The organism is Rhodanobacter soli (assembly GCF_039523495.1).
Lineage (GTDB): Bacteria > Pseudomonadota > Gammaproteobacteria > Xanthomonadales > Rhodanobacteraceae > Rhodanobacter > Rhodanobacter soli.
The window spans coordinates 1,290,737-1,310,227 of the sequence record NZ_BAAAFK010000001.1 but is presented as its reverse complement, the minus strand read 5'-3'; the positions used below and the strand labels follow the sequence as shown (position 1 = coordinate 1,310,227).

The 19,491-nt window shown below is 68.4% G+C and carries 20 protein-coding genes; 14 read left to right on the top strand and 6 right to left on the bottom strand.

The genetic code is table 11. The features are described 5' to 3' along the window. Position 1: 1 nt before the first annotated feature. Both ABD024_RS05940 and murJ read right to left on the bottom strand, forming a co-directional pair. Positions 2–955, bottom strand: a complete 954-nt coding sequence (locus ABD024_RS05940) for a bifunctional riboflavin kinase/FAD synthetase (protein WP_343850633.1) — start codon at positions 953–955, stop codon at positions 2–4. Positions 956–1,003: 48 nt separating this feature from the next. Further along, a complete protein-coding gene (gene murJ, locus ABD024_RS05935) occupies positions 1,004–2,614 on the bottom strand; it encodes a murein biosynthesis integral membrane protein MurJ (RefSeq protein WP_343850631.1) in 1,611 nt (536 codons plus the stop codon). Positions 2,615–2,834: 220 nt separating this feature from the next. Between murJ and rpsT the strand changes: the two genes are divergently transcribed. Next, complete coding sequence (gene rpsT, locus ABD024_RS05930) at positions 2,835–3,098, top strand: 30S ribosomal protein S20 (RefSeq protein ID WP_008435251.1); 264 nt, start codon at positions 2,835–2,837, stop codon at positions 3,096–3,098. Between the two features lie 79 nt (positions 3,099–3,177). Here the strand turns inward: rpsT and ABD024_RS05925 are convergent, their stop codons facing one another. The 3 genes from ABD024_RS05925 to ABD024_RS05915 are packed head-to-tail and all read right to left on the bottom strand — an operon-like array spanning position 3,178 to position 5,554. Then, entirely contained in the window at positions 3,178–3,477 is a 300-nt protein-coding gene (locus ABD024_RS05925) for a DUF6587 family protein (RefSeq protein WP_343850628.1), read from the bottom strand. Next, positions 3,474–5,312: a ferrous iron transporter B gene (gene feoB / locus ABD024_RS05920; RefSeq protein ID WP_343850626.1), complete on the bottom strand. Its 1,839-nt coding sequence runs from the start codon at positions 5,310–5,312 to the stop codon at positions 3,474–3,476. Before feoB ends, ABD024_RS05925 begins: the two co-directional genes overlap by 4 nt. Next, a complete protein-coding gene (locus ABD024_RS05915; protein ID WP_343850623.1) occupies positions 5,309–5,554 on the bottom strand; it encodes a FeoA family protein in 246 nt (81 codons plus the stop codon). Before ABD024_RS05915 ends, feoB begins: the two co-directional genes overlap by 4 nt. A gap of 102 nt (positions 5,555–5,656) precedes the next feature. Here ABD024_RS05915 and ABD024_RS05910 point away from each other — a divergent pair, with 102 nt between their 5' ends. The 10 genes from ABD024_RS05910 to ABD024_RS05865 all read left to right on the top strand — a co-directional run bounded on the left by ABD024_RS05910 (position 5,657) and on the right by ABD024_RS05865 (position 15,090). Further along, positions 5,657–6,463 carry an enoyl-CoA hydratase-related protein gene (locus ABD024_RS05910; protein WP_343850621.1) on the top strand — a complete coding sequence of 269 codons (807 nt, stop codon included), beginning with the start codon at positions 5,657–5,659 and terminating at the stop codon, positions 6,461–6,463. Then, positions 6,460–6,978 carry a cupin domain-containing protein gene (locus ABD024_RS05905; RefSeq protein WP_343850619.1) on the top strand — a complete coding sequence of 173 codons (519 nt, stop codon included), beginning with the start codon at positions 6,460–6,462 and terminating at the stop codon, positions 6,976–6,978. Before ABD024_RS05910 ends, ABD024_RS05905 begins: the two co-directional genes overlap by 4 nt. Before the next feature lie 102 nt (positions 6,979–7,080). Beyond that, positions 7,081–9,072: an ATP-binding protein gene (locus ABD024_RS05900; RefSeq protein ID WP_343850617.1), complete on the top strand. Its 1,992-nt coding sequence runs from the start codon at positions 7,081–7,083 to the stop codon at positions 9,070–9,072. Positions 9,073–9,208: 136 nt separating this feature from the next. Further along, positions 9,209–10,108 (top strand): hydroxymethylglutaryl-CoA lyase, encoded by a 900-nt coding sequence (locus ABD024_RS05895; RefSeq protein WP_343850615.1) that lies wholly within the window; start codon positions 9,209–9,211, stop codon positions 10,106–10,108. Between the two features lie 62 nt (positions 10,109–10,170). Then, a complete protein-coding gene (locus tag ABD024_RS05890; RefSeq protein ID WP_343850613.1) occupies positions 10,171–10,977 on the top strand; it encodes an SDR family NAD(P)-dependent oxidoreductase in 807 nt (268 codons plus the stop codon). Beyond that, the gene (locus tag ABD024_RS05885) at positions 10,977–12,023 is read left to right on the top strand and encodes an MBL fold metallo-hydrolase (protein ID WP_343850611.1); all 1,047 of its coding nucleotides are present in this window, start codon (positions 10,977–10,979) and stop codon (positions 12,021–12,023) included. The genes ABD024_RS05890 and ABD024_RS05885 overlap by 1 nt, the downstream gene beginning before the upstream one ends. A gap of 74 nt (positions 12,024–12,097) precedes the next feature. After that, positions 12,098–13,420 carry a metal-dependent hydrolase family protein gene (locus ABD024_RS05880; RefSeq protein ID WP_425543123.1) on the top strand — a complete coding sequence of 441 codons (1,323 nt, stop codon included), beginning with the start codon at positions 12,098–12,100 and terminating at the stop codon, positions 13,418–13,420. Then, a complete protein-coding gene (locus ABD024_RS05875) occupies positions 13,417–13,905 on the top strand; it encodes a GNAT family N-acetyltransferase (RefSeq protein ID WP_343850609.1) in 489 nt (162 codons plus the stop codon). Before ABD024_RS05880 ends, ABD024_RS05875 begins: the two co-directional genes overlap by 4 nt. 8 nt (positions 13,906–13,913) lie before the next feature. After that, a complete protein-coding gene (locus tag ABD024_RS05870) occupies positions 13,914–14,516 on the top strand; it encodes a YdeI/OmpD-associated family protein (RefSeq protein ID WP_343850607.1) in 603 nt (200 codons plus the stop codon). A 13-nt stretch (positions 14,517–14,529) separates the two neighbouring features. Then, positions 14,530–15,090, top strand: coding sequence for a GNAT family N-acetyltransferase (locus ABD024_RS05865; protein ID WP_343850605.1), 561 nt, complete (start codon positions 14,530–14,532; stop codon positions 15,088–15,090). A 66-nt stretch (positions 15,091–15,156) separates the two neighbouring features. Here ABD024_RS05865 and ABD024_RS05860 read toward each other — a convergent pair whose 3' ends face one another. Beyond that, positions 15,157–15,636 (bottom strand): RcnB family protein, encoded by a 480-nt coding sequence (locus ABD024_RS05860; protein WP_343850603.1) that lies wholly within the window; start codon positions 15,634–15,636, stop codon positions 15,157–15,159. A 206-nt stretch (positions 15,637–15,842) separates the two neighbouring features. On the opposite strand from ABD024_RS05860, the gene ABD024_RS05855 reads away from it, so the two are divergent. The 3 genes from ABD024_RS05855 to ABD024_RS05845 all read left to right on the top strand — a co-directional run bounded on the left by ABD024_RS05855 (position 15,843) and on the right by ABD024_RS05845 (position 19,480). Beyond that, positions 15,843–16,610, top strand: a complete 768-nt coding sequence (locus tag ABD024_RS05855) for an SDR family NAD(P)-dependent oxidoreductase (RefSeq protein ID WP_343850601.1) — start codon at positions 15,843–15,845, stop codon at positions 16,608–16,610. 39 nt (positions 16,611–16,649) lie between these two features. Beyond that, complete coding sequence (gene efpL, locus ABD024_RS05850) at positions 16,650–17,213, top strand: elongation factor P-like protein EfpL (protein WP_343850599.1); 564 nt, start codon at positions 16,650–16,652, stop codon at positions 17,211–17,213. Positions 17,214–17,380: 167 nt separating this feature from the next. After that, on the top strand, positions 17,381–19,480 hold the full coding sequence (locus ABD024_RS05845; RefSeq protein ID WP_343850597.1) for an FUSC family protein: 2,100 nt from the start codon (positions 17,381–17,383) through the stop codon (positions 19,478–19,480). Positions 19,481–19,491: the final 11 nt, after the last annotated feature.

The following is a 19,491-nucleotide window of genomic DNA, read 5'->3' as shown; positions in this document are numbered from 1 at the left end:
TTCACGCCTCGGCCAGCCGCGGGTTCATGCCCAGCAACTCGCGCGCCTGGCGCGAGTCCAGCGCCATCTGCGCCTTGAGCGGTTCCAGCCCGTCGAATTTCTGTTCGTCGCGCAGCTTGGCGACGAACTGCACCGCCATGCGCTGGCCGTACAGGTCGCCCTCGAAGTCGAACAGGTGCACTTCCAGCAGCGGCTCGGCGACCTCGTTCACGGTGGGGCGTATGCCGAGGCTGGCCACGCCCGGCCAGCTGCACTCGCCCTCGCCCAGCCCCACGCGCACCGCGAAGATTCCCTGGATCGGGCTGACCCGCTGCGACAGGTGGATGTTGGCGGTGGGATAGCCCAGCGTGCGGCCGAGCTGGTTGCCGTACTCCACCTTGCCTTCGATCACGAAGGGCCGGCCGAGCAGCGACTCGGCCCCGGCGAACTCGCCCGCCGCGAGCAGGGCGCGCACCCGGCTGGCCGAGACGCGGGTGCCGTCGAGCTGCACCATCGGCATGCTGCAGGCGGTGAAGCCGAGCTGCGCGCCCATCCGCTCCAGCAGCGCCATGTCGCCGCCACGCTTGTGGCCGAAGCGGAAATCGCCGCCCACCCACACCTCGCGCGCGGCCAGTCGTTCGACCAGCACGCGCTGCACGAACGCCTCGGCCGACATCGCGGTCAACGCCCGGTTGAAGCGCAACAGCAAGGTGTGCTCCATGTTGGCGGCGGCGAAACCACGCAGCTTCTCGCGCACGCTGGACAGCCGCGGCACCGGCTCGGGCGAGAAGAACGCGCGCGGCAGCGGCTCGAAACTCACCACCGCCGGGCTGCAGCCGAGTGCCTGCGCACGCTCGCGCACCTGGGCCAGCAAGGCCTGGTGACCGCGGTGCAAGCCGTCGAACGCGCCGACCGCGATGACGCTGCCGCGCGGCGCCAGGCAGGGGCCTGCGACATCCCTGGAAAGTCTCATCATCGCGTGAGTATAACGGCCCGGCTGCCCGCGATAAGAGCCCCAGGCGGGTTACGCGCCGCGCAGGTCGCGCAGACGGAAGCCGCCGGCAAATAGCACGACGACATAACTGGCCCCGCCGGCCAGCACCAGCACGGCCAGATGCCACAGCCGGGTCAGCACCGACACCCCGTGGGTCCAGTTCGGCCACAGCCAGCGGCCCAGCAACAGCACCGCCACCATCACCGCGCAGGCCGCGGCCAGCCGCAGCAGATGTCGCGACCAGCCCGGCTGGCGCTGGTAGACACCGGCCTTCTTCAGCCAGTGCCACAGCAGCCACAGGTTCACGTAGGCGGCCACCGCGCTGGCCATGCCCAGTGCCATGTGCAGGCCGGGCAGCCGGGCTAGGCCGTCCAGCCACGCCAGCTGCTTCAGCTCGGCTGGCGCCCACAGCTCGAACAGCAGCGCCAGAAACACCACGTTTAGCAGCATGTTGGCGAGCAGCGAAGCCACGCCCGCATGCACCGGCGTGCGCGTGTCCTGGCGCGCGTAGAACGCCGGCAGCAATACCTTCACCAGTGCAAACGCCGGCAGGCCGAAGCTCAGCGCGGTGATCGACAAGGTCGCCATGTGCGTGTCGTGCGCGGTCCAGTGGCCATGCTGGAACAGCGTCGCCACCAGCGGCCCGGCCAGCAGCATCAGCGCGAACATCGCCGGCACCGCGATCAGCAGGGTGACGCGCAGGCCCCAGTCCAGCGCGCGCGAGAAACCGGCGGTGTCGGTGGTGACGTGATGGCGCGACAGCGACGGCAGGATCACCGTGCCCAGCGCCACGCCGAAAACGCCCAGCGGCAGTTCCAGGAAACGATCCGCCTGCGACAGCCAGCTCTGCGAGCCGACCACCAGCAGCGAGGCGATCACCGTATCGAACAGCAGGTTGATCTGCGCCACCGACGAGCCGAACAGGGTCGGCACCATCAGCCGCATGATCCGGCGCACCTCGGGGTGGTTCCAGCCCCAGCGCGGCAGGGTCAGCAGGTCCAGCCCGCGCAGCGCCGGCAGCTGGAACAGCAATTGCAGGATGCCGGCCGCCAGGATCGCCCAGCCCATCGCCATGATCGGCGTCTGCAGCCGCTTCGACAGCCACAGCGCACCGGCGATCATGCACAGGTTGAGGATCACCGGGGTCAGCGCCGGCAGACCGAAGCGATGGAAACTGTTCAGTGCTCCGCCGGACAGCGCGGTCAGCGACACGAACAGCAGGAACGGGAAGGTCAGCCTCAGCAGCTCGACGGTCAGCTCGAATTTCTGCGGCTCGTCGATCGCACCGGGCGAGAACAGCACGGTCACCTGCGGCGCGAAAATGATCCCCAGCGCGGTGATCAGGAGCAGCACGCCGCCCAGCGTGCCCGACACCCGTGACATCAGGTCCTTCAGCTGCGCATGCGTGCCCTTTTCCTTCACTTCCGTGAAAACCGGCACGAAGGCGGTGGAGAACGAACCCTCGGCAAACAGCCGGCGCATGAAGTTGGGGATGCGGAACGCCACCCAGAACGCATCGGTGGCGCTATTGGCGCCGAACGCGGCGTTGATCGACATGTCGCGCACCAGGCCGAGCACCCGCGAGACCATCGTCATGCTGCTGAACGAGAGCAGCCCGCGGAGCATGCTGGGTGACTTCATGTGGCGGTTCGTTACCTTCGGCGTCGATCACGCGAGGCGCGTAGTTTGACAGCGCGCGCGGGCAGGATGACAGCGCGGATATGGCAGAATAGCGGCACGACGACCGCTGCGCGCCCGTGCCGGCCCTCGGCGTGGCCGCCCAAATGATTGACGCACCGGCGAATCGACCGCATAATTGGCGTCTTTTTCCACCCTCAACCCTGCATTCCGGAGTTCTACCTTGGCCAACATCAAGTCCGCGAAGAAGCGCGCGCGCCAGTCCGAACAGCGCCGTCTGCGCAACATCAGCGCCCGTTCCATGGTCCGCACCGCCCTGAAGAAGGTCGTCAAGGCCGTCGAGGCCAAGGACAAGGCCGCCGCCGTCGCCGCGTTCGCCGCTGCCCAGCCGGTGATGGACCGTTACGCCGCCCGCGGTCTGATCCACAAGAACAAGGCCGCTCGCCACAAGAGCCGCCTCAACGCGAAGATCCGCGAACTGGCGTAAGCCGGGGCGCGATTCGAGTTGACGAAGAGCCGGCGCAAGCCGGCTTTTTCATGCCCGCCCCACACGACGCCGGGTGGCGTCACTGCCGCGGCCTGAACTCCAGCGGCACCGGCTCCGTCCGCGCCGCCGCCGGCGGCTTCGGGCCGCAGGCGCCGCAGGTGCTGCAGCCATCGCTGCAATCGCCGGTGGCCTCCTTCGGCTGCAGGCGACGCCCCAGCGCACGTACCCACGCGGCGCGCCCGGGGCGGCTGTAGCGGATCGACGCGGCGGCCAGCCAGCGGTTGCTGAGTTTCGGTGCCAGCTTGCGGAACACGATCAGCACACTGACCAGCACGATCAGGCCGACCGCCACGTACTGCACCAGCAGGCCGGTACTCATGTCAGCATCCTCGCCACCTGGTAGACGATGAACGACGCGGCGTAGGCCATCACGAACATGTAGCCGAACGAGATTGCCACGTTGCGCCAGGAATCGGTCTCGCGCTTGATGATCGCCAGTGTGGACATGCACTGCGGCGCGTACGCAAACCACACCAGCAGCGAGAGTGCACTGGCCAGCGGGATCTGTCCGACCAGCGCATGACCCAGGCCGCCGGCCGCCTCGCCACCGACCAGGTAGACGGTGGCCAGCGCGGCCACCGCGGTCTCGCGCGCGGCGAACGCCGGGATCAGCGCCAGGCTGATCTGCCAGTTGAAGCCGATCGGCGCGAAGACATACTGCAGCGCCCGCCCGATGTAGCCGGCGAAGCTGTACTCGATCGCCGGCTGGGTCGCGCCCTCCGGCGCGCCCGGGAAGGTGGAGAGAAACCACATCAGCACGGTCAGGCCGAGGATCACGCCGGTCAGCCGCTTCAGGAAGATCATGCCGCGCTCGTACAGGCCGATCGCCACGTCGCGCAACTTGGGCATGCGGTACGACGGCAGCTCCATCAGCAGCGCGTGCTCGCTCTTGTCGCGGCGGATGTGTTTCATCACCCAGCCCACCAGCATGGCGCCGAGGATGCCGGCCAGGTACAGCGCGAACAGCACCACGCCCTGCAGGTTGAACACGCCGAACACGTAGCGGATCGGGATGAAGGCACCGATCAGCAGCGCATACACCGGCAGCCGCGCCGAGCAGGTCATCAGCGGCGCGATCAGGATCGTGGCCAACCGGTCGCGCGGATCCTGGATGCTGCGCGTGCCCATGATGCCGGGGATCGCGCAGGCGAAGCTCGACAACAGCGGAATGAACGAGCGCCCGGTCAACCCCACCGACAGCATCAGGCGGTCGAGCAGGAACGCCGCGCGCGGCAGGTAGCCGGATTCCTCCAGGGTCAGGATGAACAGGAACAGCACCAGGATCACCGGCAGGAAGCCGAGCACGGTGCCCAGCCCGCCGAACAGGCCATCCACGACCAGACTTTGCAGCGGGCCGGCCGGCATCAGCGCGGCGACATGCTCGCCCATCCAGCCGAAACCGGCGCCGATCACGTCGCTCATCGGCTTGCCGGCCGCATACACCGCCTGGAACACCAGGAACATCACCACCGCCAGGATCGCCAGGCCGAATACCGGATGCAGTGCCCAGCGATCCAGCGCATCGTCCAGCGCCGCCGTCGTGCGCGGCATGGTCACCGTGGCAGCCAGCAGTTCGCGCACCTGCGCATGCAGGTCGGCGCGACTGGCTGCATCGTCCGGTTGCATGGGTGCCGCCGCCGGCACCTCGCCGTCCACGCGCTCGATCAGGCCGCGCGCACCGCCGCGCTTCACCGCCACCGTCTCCACCACCGGCAGGCCGAGCCGGCGCTGCAGTTCGGGCACGTCGATGACGATGCCGCGCTGGCGCGCGGTATCCATCATGTTCAATGCCAGCACCACCGGCCGGCCGAGGCGCTTGACCTCGAGCACGAAACGCAGATGCAGGCGCAGATTGGTCGCGTCGGCCACGCAGACGATCAGGTCCGGCACCGCCTCGCCGGGGAAGTTTCCGGCGCAGACATCGCGGGTGATCTGTTCGTCCGGGCTGTTCGCCTCGAGACTGTAGGTGCCCGGCAGATCGAGAATCTGCAACACCCGACCCGAGGGCGCCGTGAAGCGGCCTTCCTTGCGCTCCACCGTGACGCCGGCGTAGTTCGCCACCTTCTGGCGGCCGCCGGTGAGTTGGTTGAACAACGCCGTCTTGCCACAGTTCGGGTTCCCGACCAAGGCGATGCGCAGGGTCGAGGCGCTCATGCCGCCACCTCGGTGCGCACGCTGATCCGGGCCGCCTCGGCGCGACGCAGGGCAAAGCGGGTGAAACCGATCTGGACCAGCAACGGGTCGCCGCCCATCGGTCCCACTGCCACCACGCGCACCGGCTCGCCGTCGACGAAGCCGAGGTCGCGCAGGCGCTGCGCGATCGGGTCGGCCGCGTGCGCATCGTCGACGCGGTCGACCACGGCAGGTGCACCCTTGGGCAAATCGGACAAACGCACAGGCTGGATTCTCAAATAAGAATAGTTCGCATTGTAGCCCTACACTCGGCCCGCTGCACCACGCCCGGTTTATCATCGTGTCATTTGCCACAGGGGTCACCGATGACCGATTCCATCCTGAGCGAGCGCCGCGGCACAGTCGCCTGGCTCACCCTGAACCGCCCGCAAATTCACAACGCGTTCGATGACACGCTGATCGCCGCGCTCACCGACGCCCTGGCGGCTGCCGATGCCGACCCGGCGGTGCGTGCCGTGGTGCTGAGCGGCAACGGCAGCTGTTTCTCGGCCGGCGCCGACCTCAACTGGATGCGCGGCATGGCCGGCGCCAGCGAGCAGGAAAACCGCGAGGACTCGCTGCGCCTGGCGCGGCTGATGCGCCACCTGCAGTTCCTGTCCAAGCCGACCATCGCGCGCGTCAGCGGCGCCGCCTACGGTGGCGGCGTGGGCCTGGTCGCCTGCAGCGACATCGCGATCGGCGTGGACACCGCCAAGTTCGCGCTGTCGGAAGTGAAGCTGGGCCTGGTGCCGGCGGTGATCTCGCCGTACGTGATCGCCGCGATCGGGCTGCGCGAGGCGCGTCGGTTGTTCATCACCGGCGAGGTGTTCGACGCCGCCACCGCGGCACGCATCGGCCTGCTGCATGCGGTGGTATCCGCCAGCGAGCTGGACGAAGCGATCGAGCGCCAGTTGTACCTGCTCGCCAAGGCCGGTCCGCTGGCCCAGCGCGAAGCGAAACAGCTGGCGCTGCGCATCGGCGGCGCCGATCCGGTACAGGCCGAGCGCATCGACGCGGCCAACGCCGAACTGATCGCCCGCCTGCGCGTGTCGCCGGAAGGCCAGCATGGGCTGAGCGCCTTCCTCGACAAGCGTGCGCCGGCGTGGGTCGCCGCCGCCCGGAACCTGCCATGAGCAGGCCCATCATCAACCTCGACCAGCTCGAACTGCGCTCGGTCGATCCGGCCAAGACGCCCACCGGCAAGAATGCGGCAAGCTACGACATCCGCTGGGGCGAAATCGCCAGCCGGATCGGCGCGCGCAAGCTCGGCTACAACCTCACCGTGGTGGCGCCGGGCAAGCGCAATTGCCCGTTCCACAACCACCGCGTGGAGGAGGAGATGTTCTTCGTCCTCGAAGGCAGCGGCGAACTGCGCTACGGCGATACGCGCCATCCGCTGCGCGCCGGCGACATCATCGCCTGCCCGCCCGGCGGCCCGGAAACCGCACACCAGATCATCAACACCGGCGACGTCGAACTGCGCTACCTGGCCGTCGGCACCAACGAAGCCCCGGACATCTGCGAATACCCGGACTCCGGCAAGTACCTCGTGTTCGACGACAGCCTGCGCGATGCCGACGGCAAGCCACGGAAATTCCGGGTACTCGGGCGGCAGCAAGATTCGCTCGATTACTGGGATGGCGAATAGCCCCCGCGCGCACTGCCATGCTGCGCCGCGCAGCGGCTGCAACAGCGCAATCTGGTAGCTTTGACGGCTTTGCATCGACACAAACGGTTCCAGGGATCCTGCATGTTCGAACGCGTACTGATAGCCAACCGCGGCGAGATCGCCTGCCGCGTGATCCGCACCTGCCGCCGCCTCGGCATCCACACCATCGCGGTGTATTCGGAAGCTGACCGCGACGCGCAGCACGTGCGGCTGGCCGATGAGGCGTGGCCGATCGGCGGGCCGCGCCCGGCCGATTCGTACCTGCGCGGCGATGCCATCCTCGACGTGGCGAAGCGGACCGGCGCACAGGCGATCCACCCCGGCTACGGCTTCCTCTCGGAGAACACCGATTTCGCCCGCATCTGCACCGACGCCGGCATCGCCTTCATCGGGCCGCGCCCGGAAAGCATCGACGCGATGGGTTCCAAGGCCGCCGCCAAGGCGCTGATGGAACAACACGCAGTGCCGTTGGTGCCGGGCTACCACGGTGCCAACCAGGACGCCGCCCACCTCGCCGAGCAGGCCGTCCAAACCGGCTTCCCGCTGATGATCAAGCCGGCGGCCGGCGGCGGCGGCAAGGGCATGCGCATCGTGCGCGATGCGGCCGAATTCGCCGATGCGCTGGCCTCGGCGCAGCGCGAAGCCGCCAGTTCCTTCGGCGATGCGCGGATGATCCTGGAGCGCTACGTCGAGCACCCGCGACACATCGAGTTCCAGGTGTTCGGCGACACCCACGGCAACGTGATCCACCTCAACGAACGCGAATGCTCGGCCCAGCGCCGCTACCAGAAGGTGCTGGAGGAAACCCCCTCGCCGTTCCTCGATGACGCCCGCCGCCAGGCGATGGGCGCAGCCGCCATCGCCGCGGCAAAGGCAGTCGACTACGTCGGCGCCGGCACGGTGGAATTCATCGTGGCGCAGAGCGGCGAATTCTTCTTCATGGAGATGAACACGCGACTGCAGGTCGAGCATCCGGTCACCGAGATGACGCTCGGGCTGGACCTGGTCGAATGGCAGCTGCGCGTGGCCGCCGGCCAGCCGTTGCCGCTGACGCAGGATCAGGTGCACTCACACGGCCATGCGATCGAGGTGCGCCTGTACGCGGAAGACCCGGATCAGAACTTCCTGCCCGGCTCCGGCAAGCTGCAAACCCTGCGCCTGCCCGCGCCATCGCGCCACGTGCGCCTCGACGGCGGCGTGATCGAAGGCGACAGCGTGACGATCTTCTACGACCCGATGATCGCCAAGCTGATCGTGTGGGATGAGAACCGGCAGCAAGCCCTGCAGCGGCTGCGCGAGGCGCTGGCGGCCAGCGAGATCGTCGGCCCGAAATCGAACATCGGCTTCCTCGAACGGCTGGCGCGGCACCCGGCGGTGGTCGAGGGGCGCATCGACACCGGTTATCTCGACCGCCATCTCGACGAGTTCCTGGTCGGTGACGTGTCGCCGACCGACGGGGTACTGTTCGCCGCCGCCACCGCCGCCCTGCTGCATGACGAATACAGCGTCAGCGTCACGGCCGGCGATCCGCACTCGCCATGGGCACGCGCCGATGCCTGGCGCATCGGCCACGCCGGCAAGCGCATCATCGCGCTGACCCTGCGTGAGCAGCGCCACGATATCGAGGCACACGGTCACAGCGGCAACTACCAGTTGCGTCACGGCGAAGCCCGCTGCGAAGTACGTGGCGCACGCCTGCTCGACGGCAGCCTGAGCGCCCGCTTCGACGGCGAATCCCTGCGCGTGCCGCTGCGCGCCGACGCCCAACGCGTGCTGCTGCACGACGCCAACGGCCAGCGCTACCGCTTCACCCGCGCCGTCGCGTTCGCGTGGGAGGCGAAGGACGCCGCCGGCGGCAACCAGGTCATCGCACCGATGCCCGGCCGCATCGTGCTGGTCAAGACAAAGGCCGGCGACGTGGTCGAACAAGGCCAGGAACTGCTGGTGATGGAGGCGATGAAGATGGAACTGGCATTGAAAGCGCCACGCGCCGGCACCATCGAAAGCGTGAACGCCACGCAAGGCGAATTCGTCGAAGCGGACGCGGTGCTGGTGCGTTTCGCCGACGCCTGATTTCCATTGCCGTCATTCCAGCGAAAGCTGGAATCCAGTAACTGCGTGAAGCCACACAGGCACTGGATGACCAGCTTCGCTGTTGCAAAGCGCTTCCGGCTTTTGCCGGGGTGACGATACTTCCCGGGAGTCACGCATGAACGCTTCCAACCACGTCCGCATCGTCGAAGTCGGCGCCCGCGACGGCCTGCAGAACGAGAAGACCCTGCTGCCGGCCGCGGTGAAGATCGCGCTGATCGACCGGCTGTCTTCGACCGGCCTCAAGACGATCGAGGCGACCAGCTTCGTCAGCCCGAAGTGGGTGCCGCAGCTGGCCGACGCGGCCGAGGTGTTCCGCGGCATCCGCAAGGTACCGGACGTGACCTACCCGGTGCTGGTGCCGAACCTGCAGGGCTACCAGCGCGCGCGCGAGGTCGGTGCCATGGACATTGCGGTGTTCACCGCCGCGTCGGAAGCGTTCAACCGCAAGAACATCAACGCCTCGATCGACGAGTCGATCGAGCGCTTCATCCCGGTGATGGAACAGGCCCGGGCTGACGGCGTGCGGGTACGCGGCTATGTCTCCACCGTGCTCGGCTGCCCATACCAGGGCGAGGTGCCGGTCAGCGATGTGGTGCGCGTGGCGCGCCGGATGCACGAGCTGGGCTGCCACGAGATCTCGCTGGGCGACACCATCGGCGTAGGCACGCCGGCGAAGGCGCGCGCGATGCTGCACGCGGTGGCGCAGGAAGTGCCGATGACGGCGCTGGCCGTACATTTCCACGACACCTACGGCCAGGCGCTGGCGAACATCCTGGCCTGCCTGGAGGAAGGCGTGCGCGTGGTCGACAGCGCCGTGTCCGGCACCGGCGGCTGCCCGTACGCGAAGGGCGCTACCGGCAACGTGGCCAGTGAGGATGTGGTCTACATGCTGCATGGCATGGGCATCGAGACCGGCATCGACCTCGACCTGCTCATTGCCACCGGCGCCTGGCTGGCCGCACAGCTGCACAAGGAAACCGCCAGCCGGGTCACCCGGGCGCGCACAGCGACTTGAGCCGCGCCGCGGCTGTTGCCGCCCGCACCGACAGACCGGGGCCGATCGAACCGAGGGGAATGATGATGCTGATGTTGATCACCGGCGCCGCCAACGGTATCGGCGCGGCGATTGCCGCGATGGCCGCCAGCCAGGGCCACCGCGTCATAGCCGCCGATCGTGACGGCGAGGCCCTGCGCGCACGCTGGCGCGACCACCCCGCGGTGCAGTGCGAGGTACTGGACGTGACGCAGGCCGATGCCTGGACGGCGCTGGTCGCCCGACTGGAGCGGGATAATGGCGCGCTGGATGTGCTGATCAACGTGGCCGGCGTACTGCGCAGCGGCCAGACCGGCGAGCTGAAACCGCAGGACATCGACCTCACCCTCGACGTCAACGTGCGCGGCACGATCTATGGCAGCAACGCCGTCGCCGCGGTGATGAAACCGCGCCGGCGCGGCCACATCATCAACATCGGCTCGGTGGCCTCGCTGTACGCCACGCCGGGCACCACGGTGTACGCGGCCAGCAAGTTCGCGGTGCGCGGTTTCAGCATCGCGGCGGCCGGTGATCTGCGTCCGCACGGCATCGCCGTCACTCTGTTCGGCCCCGGCCCGGTCAAGACCGCGATGCTGGAGCAGCAGCGCGGCGACGAGGACGCCGCGCTGACCTTTTCCGGTTCCCGCGCGCTGAGCCCCGAGGAAGTCGCCGCGGCGATCCTCGGCCCGGTACTGCGCAAGCGCCCGGTGGAATATTTCCTGCCGTTCCGCGACGAGGTGCTGGGCAAGATCAGCAACGCCTTTCCGCGTTTCTTCCTCAGCCAGCTCGACAAGGCACGCGCCCGTGGCCGGCGCAACTTCTCGTCGCCGGGTTATCGCCAGGAGCCATGATGCATCCGATCACGCATTTCGACGGCACCCGCAACGCGCCCGGCCAGCAGGCCCGCGTCGAGGACACTCGCGCCGCCGCACTCGATTTCCGCCGGCACATGCTGGCCGGCCCCAGGGTGCGCTACTTCGAATCGTTCGACCTGATCAAGCTGATCTATCCCGCCCGTTACGGCCTGCGCAACGCCTATTCGGCCGAGCGGCTCAACGAATACCTGCACATCCACAACCGCCTGTTCGTGGTGCAGTACGACACGCCGGACGGCCTGAAAACGCTGCTGGTTTCGCCGTCCGACCACGAGCGTGGTGGCGAGACGCCATTCTTCCGCCGGCTGCAGGACACCACGCCGAAGTTCATCGTCGACCGCCTGGTCACCCGCTACGCCAGCGTGCCCGAGGTGCTCGCGCGCATCGGCCTGCGGAACGCCGACATCGACTACATCACCTACGACCACCTGCACACGCAGGACGTTCGCCGCTGGCTGGGCAGCGATGGTCAGCCGGCTCTGCTGCCCAACGCGAAACTGCTGGTGCACCGGCGCGAATGGGCGAATGCGCAGGATCTCAGCCCCTACCAGCGCGACTGGTATTGCCCGCACGGCGTCGCCGGCATCGACACAAACAAGGTGCTCTGCTTCGACGGCAGCGTGATGCTCGGCGACGGCGTCGCGCTGGTGCACACGCCCGGCCACACCGAAGGCAACCACTCGATCGTGGTCAACACCGACGAGGGGCTATGGGTGATCAGCGAGAACGGCATCAGCGTGGACGCCTACGCGCCGCAGCACTCCACGCTGTGGGGTGTGGCGAAATACGCCAAGGCAATCGGCACCGAGGTGATCATCAATGGCAACACGCTGGAGAACTCGGTCGACCAGTACATCTCGATGGTGCAGGAGCTGACCATCGCCGGGCCGTCGCAGCGCGACCCACGTTACCCCAACATGTTCCCGTCCTCCGAACTCACGCCGTTCTGGCTGTTCCCCGGCACGCGGCCCGGCTTCCAGGTGAAGCACGCGGTGCACGGGCGCCTGACCCGACCGGGTTGAGCGGCCCGCCGCGGATCATCGACACCCGGCGCGGACTGGCTAGAATCGGATTTCTTTCCGATCCGGAACCGGCCATGCGCAAGGCATCCAAAGGCTTCGCCGCCCTGCTCCCGCTGCTGTGCCTGCTGCTGTCGATGGCGGCGCACGGCACCGGCACCACGGCGAAAGGCGACTGGCTGCTGCTGCCCGAGCGCGTGTGGACCGGTGACGGCGACGCCGCGCACGCCGGCTGGGCCGTACTGGTGCACGACGGCGCGATCGCCGCGGTGGGCCCGGCAGCGTCGATCCAGGCGCCGGCCAATGCGCATCGCGTCGAACTACCCGGCGCCACGCTCACCCCTGGCCTGATCGATCTGCACTCGCATCTGTTCCTGCATCCGTACAACGAAACGTTGTGGAACGACCAGGTGCTCACCGAGCCGCAGGACTACCGCACGCTGGAAGCCGCCGCTCACGCGAAGGCCACCTTGCTGGCCGGCTTCACCACCTTGCGCGACCTCGGCACCGAAGGCGCCGGCTATGCCGACGTCTCGGTGAAGCGGGCGATCGAGGAAGGCCTGATCCCCGGCCCGCGCCTGTTCGTGGCCACCCGCGCGATCGTTGCCACCGCCAGCTACGGCCCCGGCCCGCGCGGCTTCCGCCCAGACCTCGACCTGCCCGGCGGCGCGCAGGAAGTCAGCGGCGTGGATGCCGCGATGGCCGCGGTACGCGAACAGGCCGCACGCGGTGCCGACTGGATCAAGATTTACGGTGACTACCGCGTCGGCCCGGATGGCGGCACCGCGCCCACCTTCACGCCGGCGGAGCTGAAGGCACTGGTCGACACCGCGCATCAGATCGGTCGCCCGGTCGCCGTGCACGCGGCCAGCGACGCCGGCGTGCGCATGGCGGTGGAAGCCGGCGTGGACAGCATCGAGCACGGCTACGGCGCCAGCGAAGCCACCTTCAGGCTGCTGAAGCAGCACGGCATCGCCTACGAGCCCACGCTTACCGCGGTCGAATCCACCGCCGAGTATTTCGAGCATTACGTGCCCGGCAAGAGCGAACCGACCGAACGCATGCGCGAAGCCGAGCGCGCGTTTCGCACGGCATTGAAGCTGGACGTGACGATCGGCAATGGCAGCGACGTCGGCGTGTTCCGCCACGGCGACAACTGGCGCGAGCCGGCCGCGATGGTGGCCTACGGCATGACCCCGGCACAGGCGCTGCACGCGGCCACCGACGTGGCGGCAAAGATCCTGCGGCAGTCGCAACACGTCGGCCGCATCGCGCCCGGCCTGGCGGCCGACCTCGCCGCGTTTGCTGGCGATCCCAGCACGCAGATCGACGCCCTGAAGAAACCGGTCTTCGTGATGAAGGCCGGCATTCCCTATCGCACCCCCGACATGACCCCATGACCCACACCTTCCTGATTCGCCCGATCGAATCATCCGACAACGCCGCCATGGCCGCGATCATCCGCAGCGTGATGCCCGAGTTCGGCGCCGACGGTCCCGGCTTCGCGATCCACGATGCCGAGGTGGACACGATGTACGAGTCCTACGCGCAGCCACGCTGCAGCTACTTCGTGGTCGAGCGCGACGGCGGGATGATCGGCGGTGGCGGCGTCGCCCCGCTGCAGAACGCCGACCCGGACGTATGCGAGCTGCGCAAGATGTACTTCCTGCCCAGTGCACGCGGCATCGGTGCCGGCACGGCGATGATGCAGCGCTGCCTCGATGCGGCTCGCGCGCATGGCTTCAAACGCTGCTACCTGGAAACACTGACCGGCATGGACGCGGCGCAGGCGCTGTACAAGCGCAGCGGTTTCACCGCGCTGTGCGCGCCGATGGGCGGCACCGGGCATTTCAGTTGCGACCGCTTCTTCATCCGCGAGCTGTGAGCAAGGCCATGACGAACCACGACCCCCGCATTGATGCTTACATCGCCAAGTCCGCCGACTTCGCCCGGCCGATCCTGGAGCACCTGCGCACCACCGTGCACGCCGCCTGCCCCGAGGTGGAGGAAGGCCTGAAATGGAGCATGCCGTTCTTCAGCTACAAGGGCGCGCCGATGTGCATGATGGCGTCGTTCAAGCAGCACTGCGGCTTCGGCTTCTGGCTGTCGAAGGAAGTCACCGGCGGCAGCGACGAGGACGGCATGGGCCAGTTCGGCAAGCTCGCCTCGCTGCAGGACCTGCCGCCGGCGAAGCAGCTCACTGCGTACCTGAAGAAGGCCAAGGCGTTGAACGAAGCCGGGGTGAAGAAGGCTCGCCCGAAGGCTGCCGCGAAGCCCGCGCCGATCCTGCCGGACGACCTGGCCGCGCTGCTCGCGCAGAAGAAACATGCCGCCGCACGCAAGAACTACGAGGGTTTCAGCCCCGGCGCGCAACGCGAATACGTCGACTGGATCGCCGAGGCAAAGACCGTTGCCACCCGCCAGAAACGCATCGCCACGACGCTGGAATGGCTCGCCGAAGGCAAGAAACGCAACTGGAAATACGAGAACTGCTGAAGGCCGCCGACCCATGATCCGCATCGCCCGCGACGAAGACGCCGCCGCCATCCACGCGATCTACGCGCCCTCGATCATCAGCGGCGTAGCCACCTTCGAAACCGAACTGCCCGGCGTGGACGCCATGCGCGAACGCCTCCGCGCGCGCCTGCAGCACTACCCGTGGCTGGTGTGGGAGGGCGCCGGCGAGGTGCTGGCGTACGCCTATGCCGGGCGCTTCCGCGAGCGCGCCGCCTATGACTGGATCGCCGAAACCTCGATCTACGTGCGCGCCGATGCGCAGCGCCGCGGCATAGCGCGCCGGCTCTACGGCGTGCTGCTGGACGTGATGCGGCTGCAGGGCATCACCCAGGCGGTCGGCGTGATCACCCTGCCCGGCACGGTCAGCGTGACGATGCACGAGGCGATGGGTTTCACTCCCGCCGGCGTATGGCGCCAGTGCGGCTACAAGCTGGGGCAATGGTGGGACGTGGGGGTGTGGCAGAAGGAGCTGCAGCCAGCCACGATTCCCCCGCCAGCGGTGACGCCGTTCCCGGCGCTCGATGCCGCGGCGCTGCACGCCCTGCTGGGCTGAGCCGCGTTCCGCGCACGAAAACGGCGCGCCCGCGATGCGGACGCGCCGTCATGTCGACGAAGCGGCTTACTGGTTGAGCAGCAGGTCGACGATCACGCCGGTGGCGATCGCCACCAGCAGGAAGTCGCCGTTGTCGCTGCGCACCCAGTGATAGCCGCGCGGCGGTTCGCGCAGGCGATCACGGCGCCAGTCGGTCACCACGTAGCGGGTGCGGTATTCCACCGGCAGGTAACCGCCGCGCTTGTACCAGCCCTCGTGGCGACCGCGATCGTGCCAGCCCTTGTAATGGCCATAGGCATGGCCCGGAGGGCCGTCGTTGCGCACATAGCGGCCGCCGCGGTCATCACCGTAGCCATCGTCCCGCCGGTGCCGGTCGCGGTCATGGCCATTGCCATTGCCATTGCCTCGGTCGCCATCGTCCTGCCCATACCCATTGTTGTCGTGACCGTGTCCACGGCCGTGACTGTTGCCCTGCGCCAGCACGGAGCCACTGGCCAGCATCAGCATCGCACCCAACACGGCAGACAGACTCAGTAGCTTCTTCATGCATTGCTCCCCACGGTTGATGGATTGGATCCGCCGGCCACTCCCGGCACTGACCGGCTTGTCCCGGCAGTTCGAGGCCACGATGGCCGTCGCTACCGCAACGCAGCGTGAATTCACTGCCATGGCAGGTTTTGCGTTCAGCCTGCAGCAGTGCATGCCGGTCGGCTACCATGGCGGCCTTTCGGCACTGCCATCAAGGATTCCCCATGCAGCTCGATCAGGTCAAGGCGATCATCACCGGCGGCGCCTCCGGTCTCGGCCACGCGGTGGCGCAGCACATCGTCGCCCATGGCGGCAAGGTCGCGCTGTTCGACGTCAACGATGACAAGGGCCACGCCGCCGCGAAGGAACTGGGCGACGCGGCGCGCTTCTTCCGCACCGACGTCACCTCCGAGGAAGGCGTGGCCACCAATGCGGCTGCCGCGCACCACGCGATGGGTGGCCTGAACGTGGTGATGAACTGCGCCGGCATCCTCGGCGCCGGCCGCGTGCTGGGCAAGGAAGGCCCAATGCCGCTGGGCAACTTCGCCACCACGGTGATGGTGAACCTGGTCGGCAGCTTCAACGTGGCCAAGGCCGGCGCGGCACTGATGCAGGGCAACGAGGCGGGCGAGGACGGTGAGCGCGGCGTGATCATCAACACCGCCAGCGTCGCCGCCTACGAAGGCCAGATCGGCCAGGCCGCGTACTCCGCCTCCAAGGGCGGCGTGGTCGGCATGACCCTGCCGATGGCGCGCGAACTGGCGCGCTTCGGTATCCGCGTGGCGACGATCGCGCCGGGCATCTTCTGGACTCCGATGGTCGACGGCATGTCCGAGGCCGTGCAGCAGTCGCTCGGCGCCTCGATCCCGTTTCCCTCGCGACTGGGCCAGCCGGCGGAGTTCGCCTCGACGGTCGCCTTCATCCTCGGCAACCGCTACATCAACGGCGAGACGATCCGCCTCGACGGCGCGGTGCGGCTGCAGCCGAAGTAATCTTCCCGTTTCCAACCCCACTCCATACGAATCCATCGCATGAAAGCTTCCGACGTCAAGAAAGGCAACGTGGTCGAGCACGACGGCACCGTCTACCAGGTACGCGACATCGAGCGCAGCTCGCCGAGTGCGCGTGGCGGCAACGTCACGTTCCGCTTCACCCTGTACACGATCCCCGGCGGGCGCAAGTACGACCTCAGCCTGCGTGCCGAAGACGAGCTGCGCGAGATGGACCTGGTGCGCCGCGCGGCGAACTTCTCGTACATGGACGATGGCGCGTTCGTGTTCATGGACGCCGAGGATTACACCCAGTACCCGCTGTCGCCGGAACTGGTGGGCGACAACGCCGGCTACATCGTCGAGGGCGTCGAGGGCTACTACGTGCAGCTGATCGACGACGCGCCGGTGGGCCTGCAGGTGCCGACCAGCGTGGTGCTGACCGTGGTCGATACCGCGCCGGAAATGAAGGGCTCCAGCGCCACCAAGCGCACCAAGCCGGCCAAGCTCGACACCGGCATCGAGATCCAGGTGCCCGAGTACATCAGCAACGACGAGAAGGTGTGGGTCAACACACTCACCGGCGAGTTTGCTGGCAGGGCCTGAGCTTCGAGTTCCGGTTACCGTTCATCCTGAGCGCAGGTCCGCAGGACCGCAGTCGAAGGATCACCCTTCGACTCCGCTGCGCTACGCTCGGAGCCTGCCCCGGACCTGATCCGGGGGCGAACGGAAGTTGCGTTCTGCACTGAACTTTCGGTGCGACCAGGACCCCCATGCCCCCCAGCGGTTATTCGCTACGCGCCCATGCGATCGAGAGCCTGACCAACGTCAAGCGGCCCGACGTGCCGCTGCGCGTGGTGCTGCGCAATACCGCGGCGGTGATCCTGCCGCTGGCCGTGGGCATGGCCACCGGCCATCCGCAGATCGGCCTGGGTGTGGCGGCCGGCGCGCTGGACACGATGTTTTCCGACCAGCCCGGGCCGTACCGCCAGCGCATGCGGCAACTGCTGCTGGCGTCGCTGGCGGCCGGCCTCGCCGCGCTGGTGGGCTTCCTGATCGGTGGCCAGCTGTTGCCGATCCTTCTCGCCACCGCCGCCTGCGGCTTCTTCGGCGGCCTGCTGGTGGTGTTCGGCGCGGATACCGCGCGGGTCGGCATGACCAGCATGATCCTGCTGGTGATCACCGCGTCGGCGCCGGCCTCGCTGAGCCATGCGCTCGGCGGCGCCGCGTTGATCTTCGCCGGCGGCCTGTTGCTCACCGCGTTCTCGCTGGCGGCGTGGCCGCTGCAGCGCTACTGGCCGGAGCGCATCGAGCTGGCACGGGTATACGCCGGGCTCGCCGCACTGGCCCGCGAACAGGCGCATGACGATGCCGAGGTGCCGGCGCTGACCGAGGCGATGACCAGCCTGCAGCGCACGTTGCTGGGCCGTCATCGCGCGCACGGCCGCGCGATGGAAGCCTTCGGCGTGCTGCTGGAGCTGGCCGAGCGGATCCGGCTGGAGCTCACCGCGATGGCCGAGCTGCATGCCAACCCGGCCATCCACGCGATGTTCCGTGACGATGCCGCACGCGTGCTGGCGGCGATCGCCGAGGCACTGCAGCAAGGCGATTCGCCCGAGCGGGCCGACCGCGCGCTGCAGACCCTGCGCGCCAGCGAGCGCGCCTTGCTCGACGGCGGCGGCAACGCCGACGGCCTGGCCGCGCACATCCACGCGTTGGCCGGCCAGCTGGCCGCCGCGGTGCGCAACGCCGACTGGGCTGGCAGCCGTGGCGAACTGCGCGCCAGCGCGGCGGAAACCCGGCTGCCCACGTCACTGCGCAGCAGTTCCACCTGGGCCACCCTGCGCGCCAACCTCACCCCGCGTTCGGTGGCGTTCCGTCACGCCGTGCGCATGGCGGTCTGCCTCAGCGCGGCGCTGTGGATCTCGCGCCTGCTGCACCTGCCGCACGGCTACTGGCTGCCGATGACCGCGGCGATCGTGCTGCGACCGGACTTCGCCGCCACCTTCAACTTCGGCCTGCTGCGCGTGCTCGGCACGGTGCTGGGACTGGTACTCACCACGGTACTGCTGCACGTCACGCCGGACGAACCGTGGGCGCACCTGGCGCTGATGGCGGCGCTGTGCATGGCGTTCCGCTACCTCGCCGGCGCGCATTACGGCATCGCGGTGGCGACGCTGACCGGCGCCGTGGTGATCCTGCTGTCGTTCGACGGCGTCAGCCCCGGCCTGGCGGTATCGGACCGGGTGCTCAACACCGCGCTCGGCTGCGGCATGGCCCTGCTGGCCTACGTGGCCTGGCCGACCTGGGAGCGCGGCCGGGCCCGCGCCGCGCTGGCGGTGATGCTGGACGCCTACGCCAGTTACCTGCGCGCCCTGGCGCAACCCGGTCGGGCCGGCACCCGCAACGACACCCGCAGCGCGGCACGCACCGCCCGCACCAATGCGCAGGCTTCGATCGACCGCATGCGCACCGAGCCGGCCACGCCGCCGGAACTGCTGGCGCTGGCGCGCGCGCTGTTCGCCAACGGCAACCGCCTGGCACGCACCGCGATGACGCTGGAAGCCACCCTCGACGATCTCGCCACACTGCCGGCGGCAGACGCCATCGGCCGTTTCGTCGAGCACAACGCCGACGCCGTGCAGGCCATCGCCACGGCGCTGCGCGAACAGCGGCCGCTCGGCGCCCTGCCCGAGCTTCGCGCCATGCAGCGCGAGCTGGTCACCTCGATGCAGGGCGTCGGCGACCGCGCCGCACTCGAGCTGCTGGCACGCATCAGCGATCGCCTGGTCGACAACGTCGACACGCTGGCCTACGTGACGAAGCGCAGCTCCCAGACGCCGGCCGCCGCCGCGGAACCGCCATCGGTGTAACCCCCGCCGCA

Excerpts from the sequence above, each read along its gene's own strand:
- ABD024_RS05940 (WP_343850633.1), bottom strand. The coding sequence starts at position 955 with ATGATGAGACTTTCCAGGGATGTCGCAGGCCCCTGCCTGGCGCCGCGC.
- ABD024_RS05885 (WP_343850611.1), top strand. The coding sequence starts at position 10,977 with ATGCATCCGATCACGCATTTCGACGGCACCCGCAACGCGCCCGGCCAG.
- ABD024_RS05855 (WP_343850601.1), top strand. The coding sequence starts at position 15,843 with ATGCAGCTCGATCAGGTCAAGGCGATCATCACCGGCGGCGCCTCCGGT.
- ABD024_RS05895 (WP_343850615.1), top strand. The coding sequence starts at position 9,209 with ATGAACGCTTCCAACCACGTCCGCATCGTCGAAGTCGGCGCCCGCGAC.
- ABD024_RS05845 (WP_343850597.1), top strand. The coding sequence starts at position 17,381 with ATGCCCCCCAGCGGTTATTCGCTACGCGCCCATGCGATCGAGAGCCTG.
- ABD024_RS05875 (WP_343850609.1), top strand. The coding sequence starts at position 13,417 with ATGACCCACACCTTCCTGATTCGCCCGATCGAATCATCCGACAACGCC.
- murJ (WP_343850631.1), bottom strand. The coding sequence starts at position 2,614 with ATGAAGTCACCCAGCATGCTCCGCGGGCTGCTCTCGTTCAGCAGCATG.
- ABD024_RS05860 (WP_343850603.1), bottom strand. The coding sequence starts at position 15,636 with ATGAAGAAGCTACTGAGTCTGTCTGCCGTGTTGGGTGCGATGCTGATG.
- ABD024_RS05900 (WP_343850617.1), top strand. The coding sequence starts at position 7,081 with ATGTTCGAACGCGTACTGATAGCCAACCGCGGCGAGATCGCCTGCCGC.
- ABD024_RS05880 (WP_425543123.1), top strand. The coding sequence starts at position 12,098 with ATGCGCAAGGCATCCAAAGGCTTCGCCGCCCTGCTCCCGCTGCTGTGC.
- ABD024_RS05925 (WP_343850628.1), bottom strand. The coding sequence starts at position 3,477 with ATGAGTACCGGCCTGCTGGTGCAGTACGTGGCGGTCGGCCTGATCGTG.
- ABD024_RS05865 (WP_343850605.1), top strand. The coding sequence starts at position 14,530 with ATGATCCGCATCGCCCGCGACGAAGACGCCGCCGCCATCCACGCGATC.
- ABD024_RS05905 (WP_343850619.1), top strand. The coding sequence starts at position 6,460 with ATGAGCAGGCCCATCATCAACCTCGACCAGCTCGAACTGCGCTCGGTC.
- ABD024_RS05890 (WP_343850613.1), top strand. The coding sequence starts at position 10,171 with ATGATGCTGATGTTGATCACCGGCGCCGCCAACGGTATCGGCGCGGCG.
- efpL (WP_343850599.1), top strand. The coding sequence starts at position 16,650 with ATGAAAGCTTCCGACGTCAAGAAAGGCAACGTGGTCGAGCACGACGGC.
- feoB (WP_343850626.1), bottom strand. The coding sequence starts at position 5,312 with ATGAGCGCCTCGACCCTGCGCATCGCCTTGGTCGGGAACCCGAACTGT.
- ABD024_RS05910 (WP_343850621.1), top strand. The coding sequence starts at position 5,657 with ATGACCGATTCCATCCTGAGCGAGCGCCGCGGCACAGTCGCCTGGCTC.
- ABD024_RS05870 (WP_343850607.1), top strand. The coding sequence starts at position 13,914 with ATGACGAACCACGACCCCCGCATTGATGCTTACATCGCCAAGTCCGCC.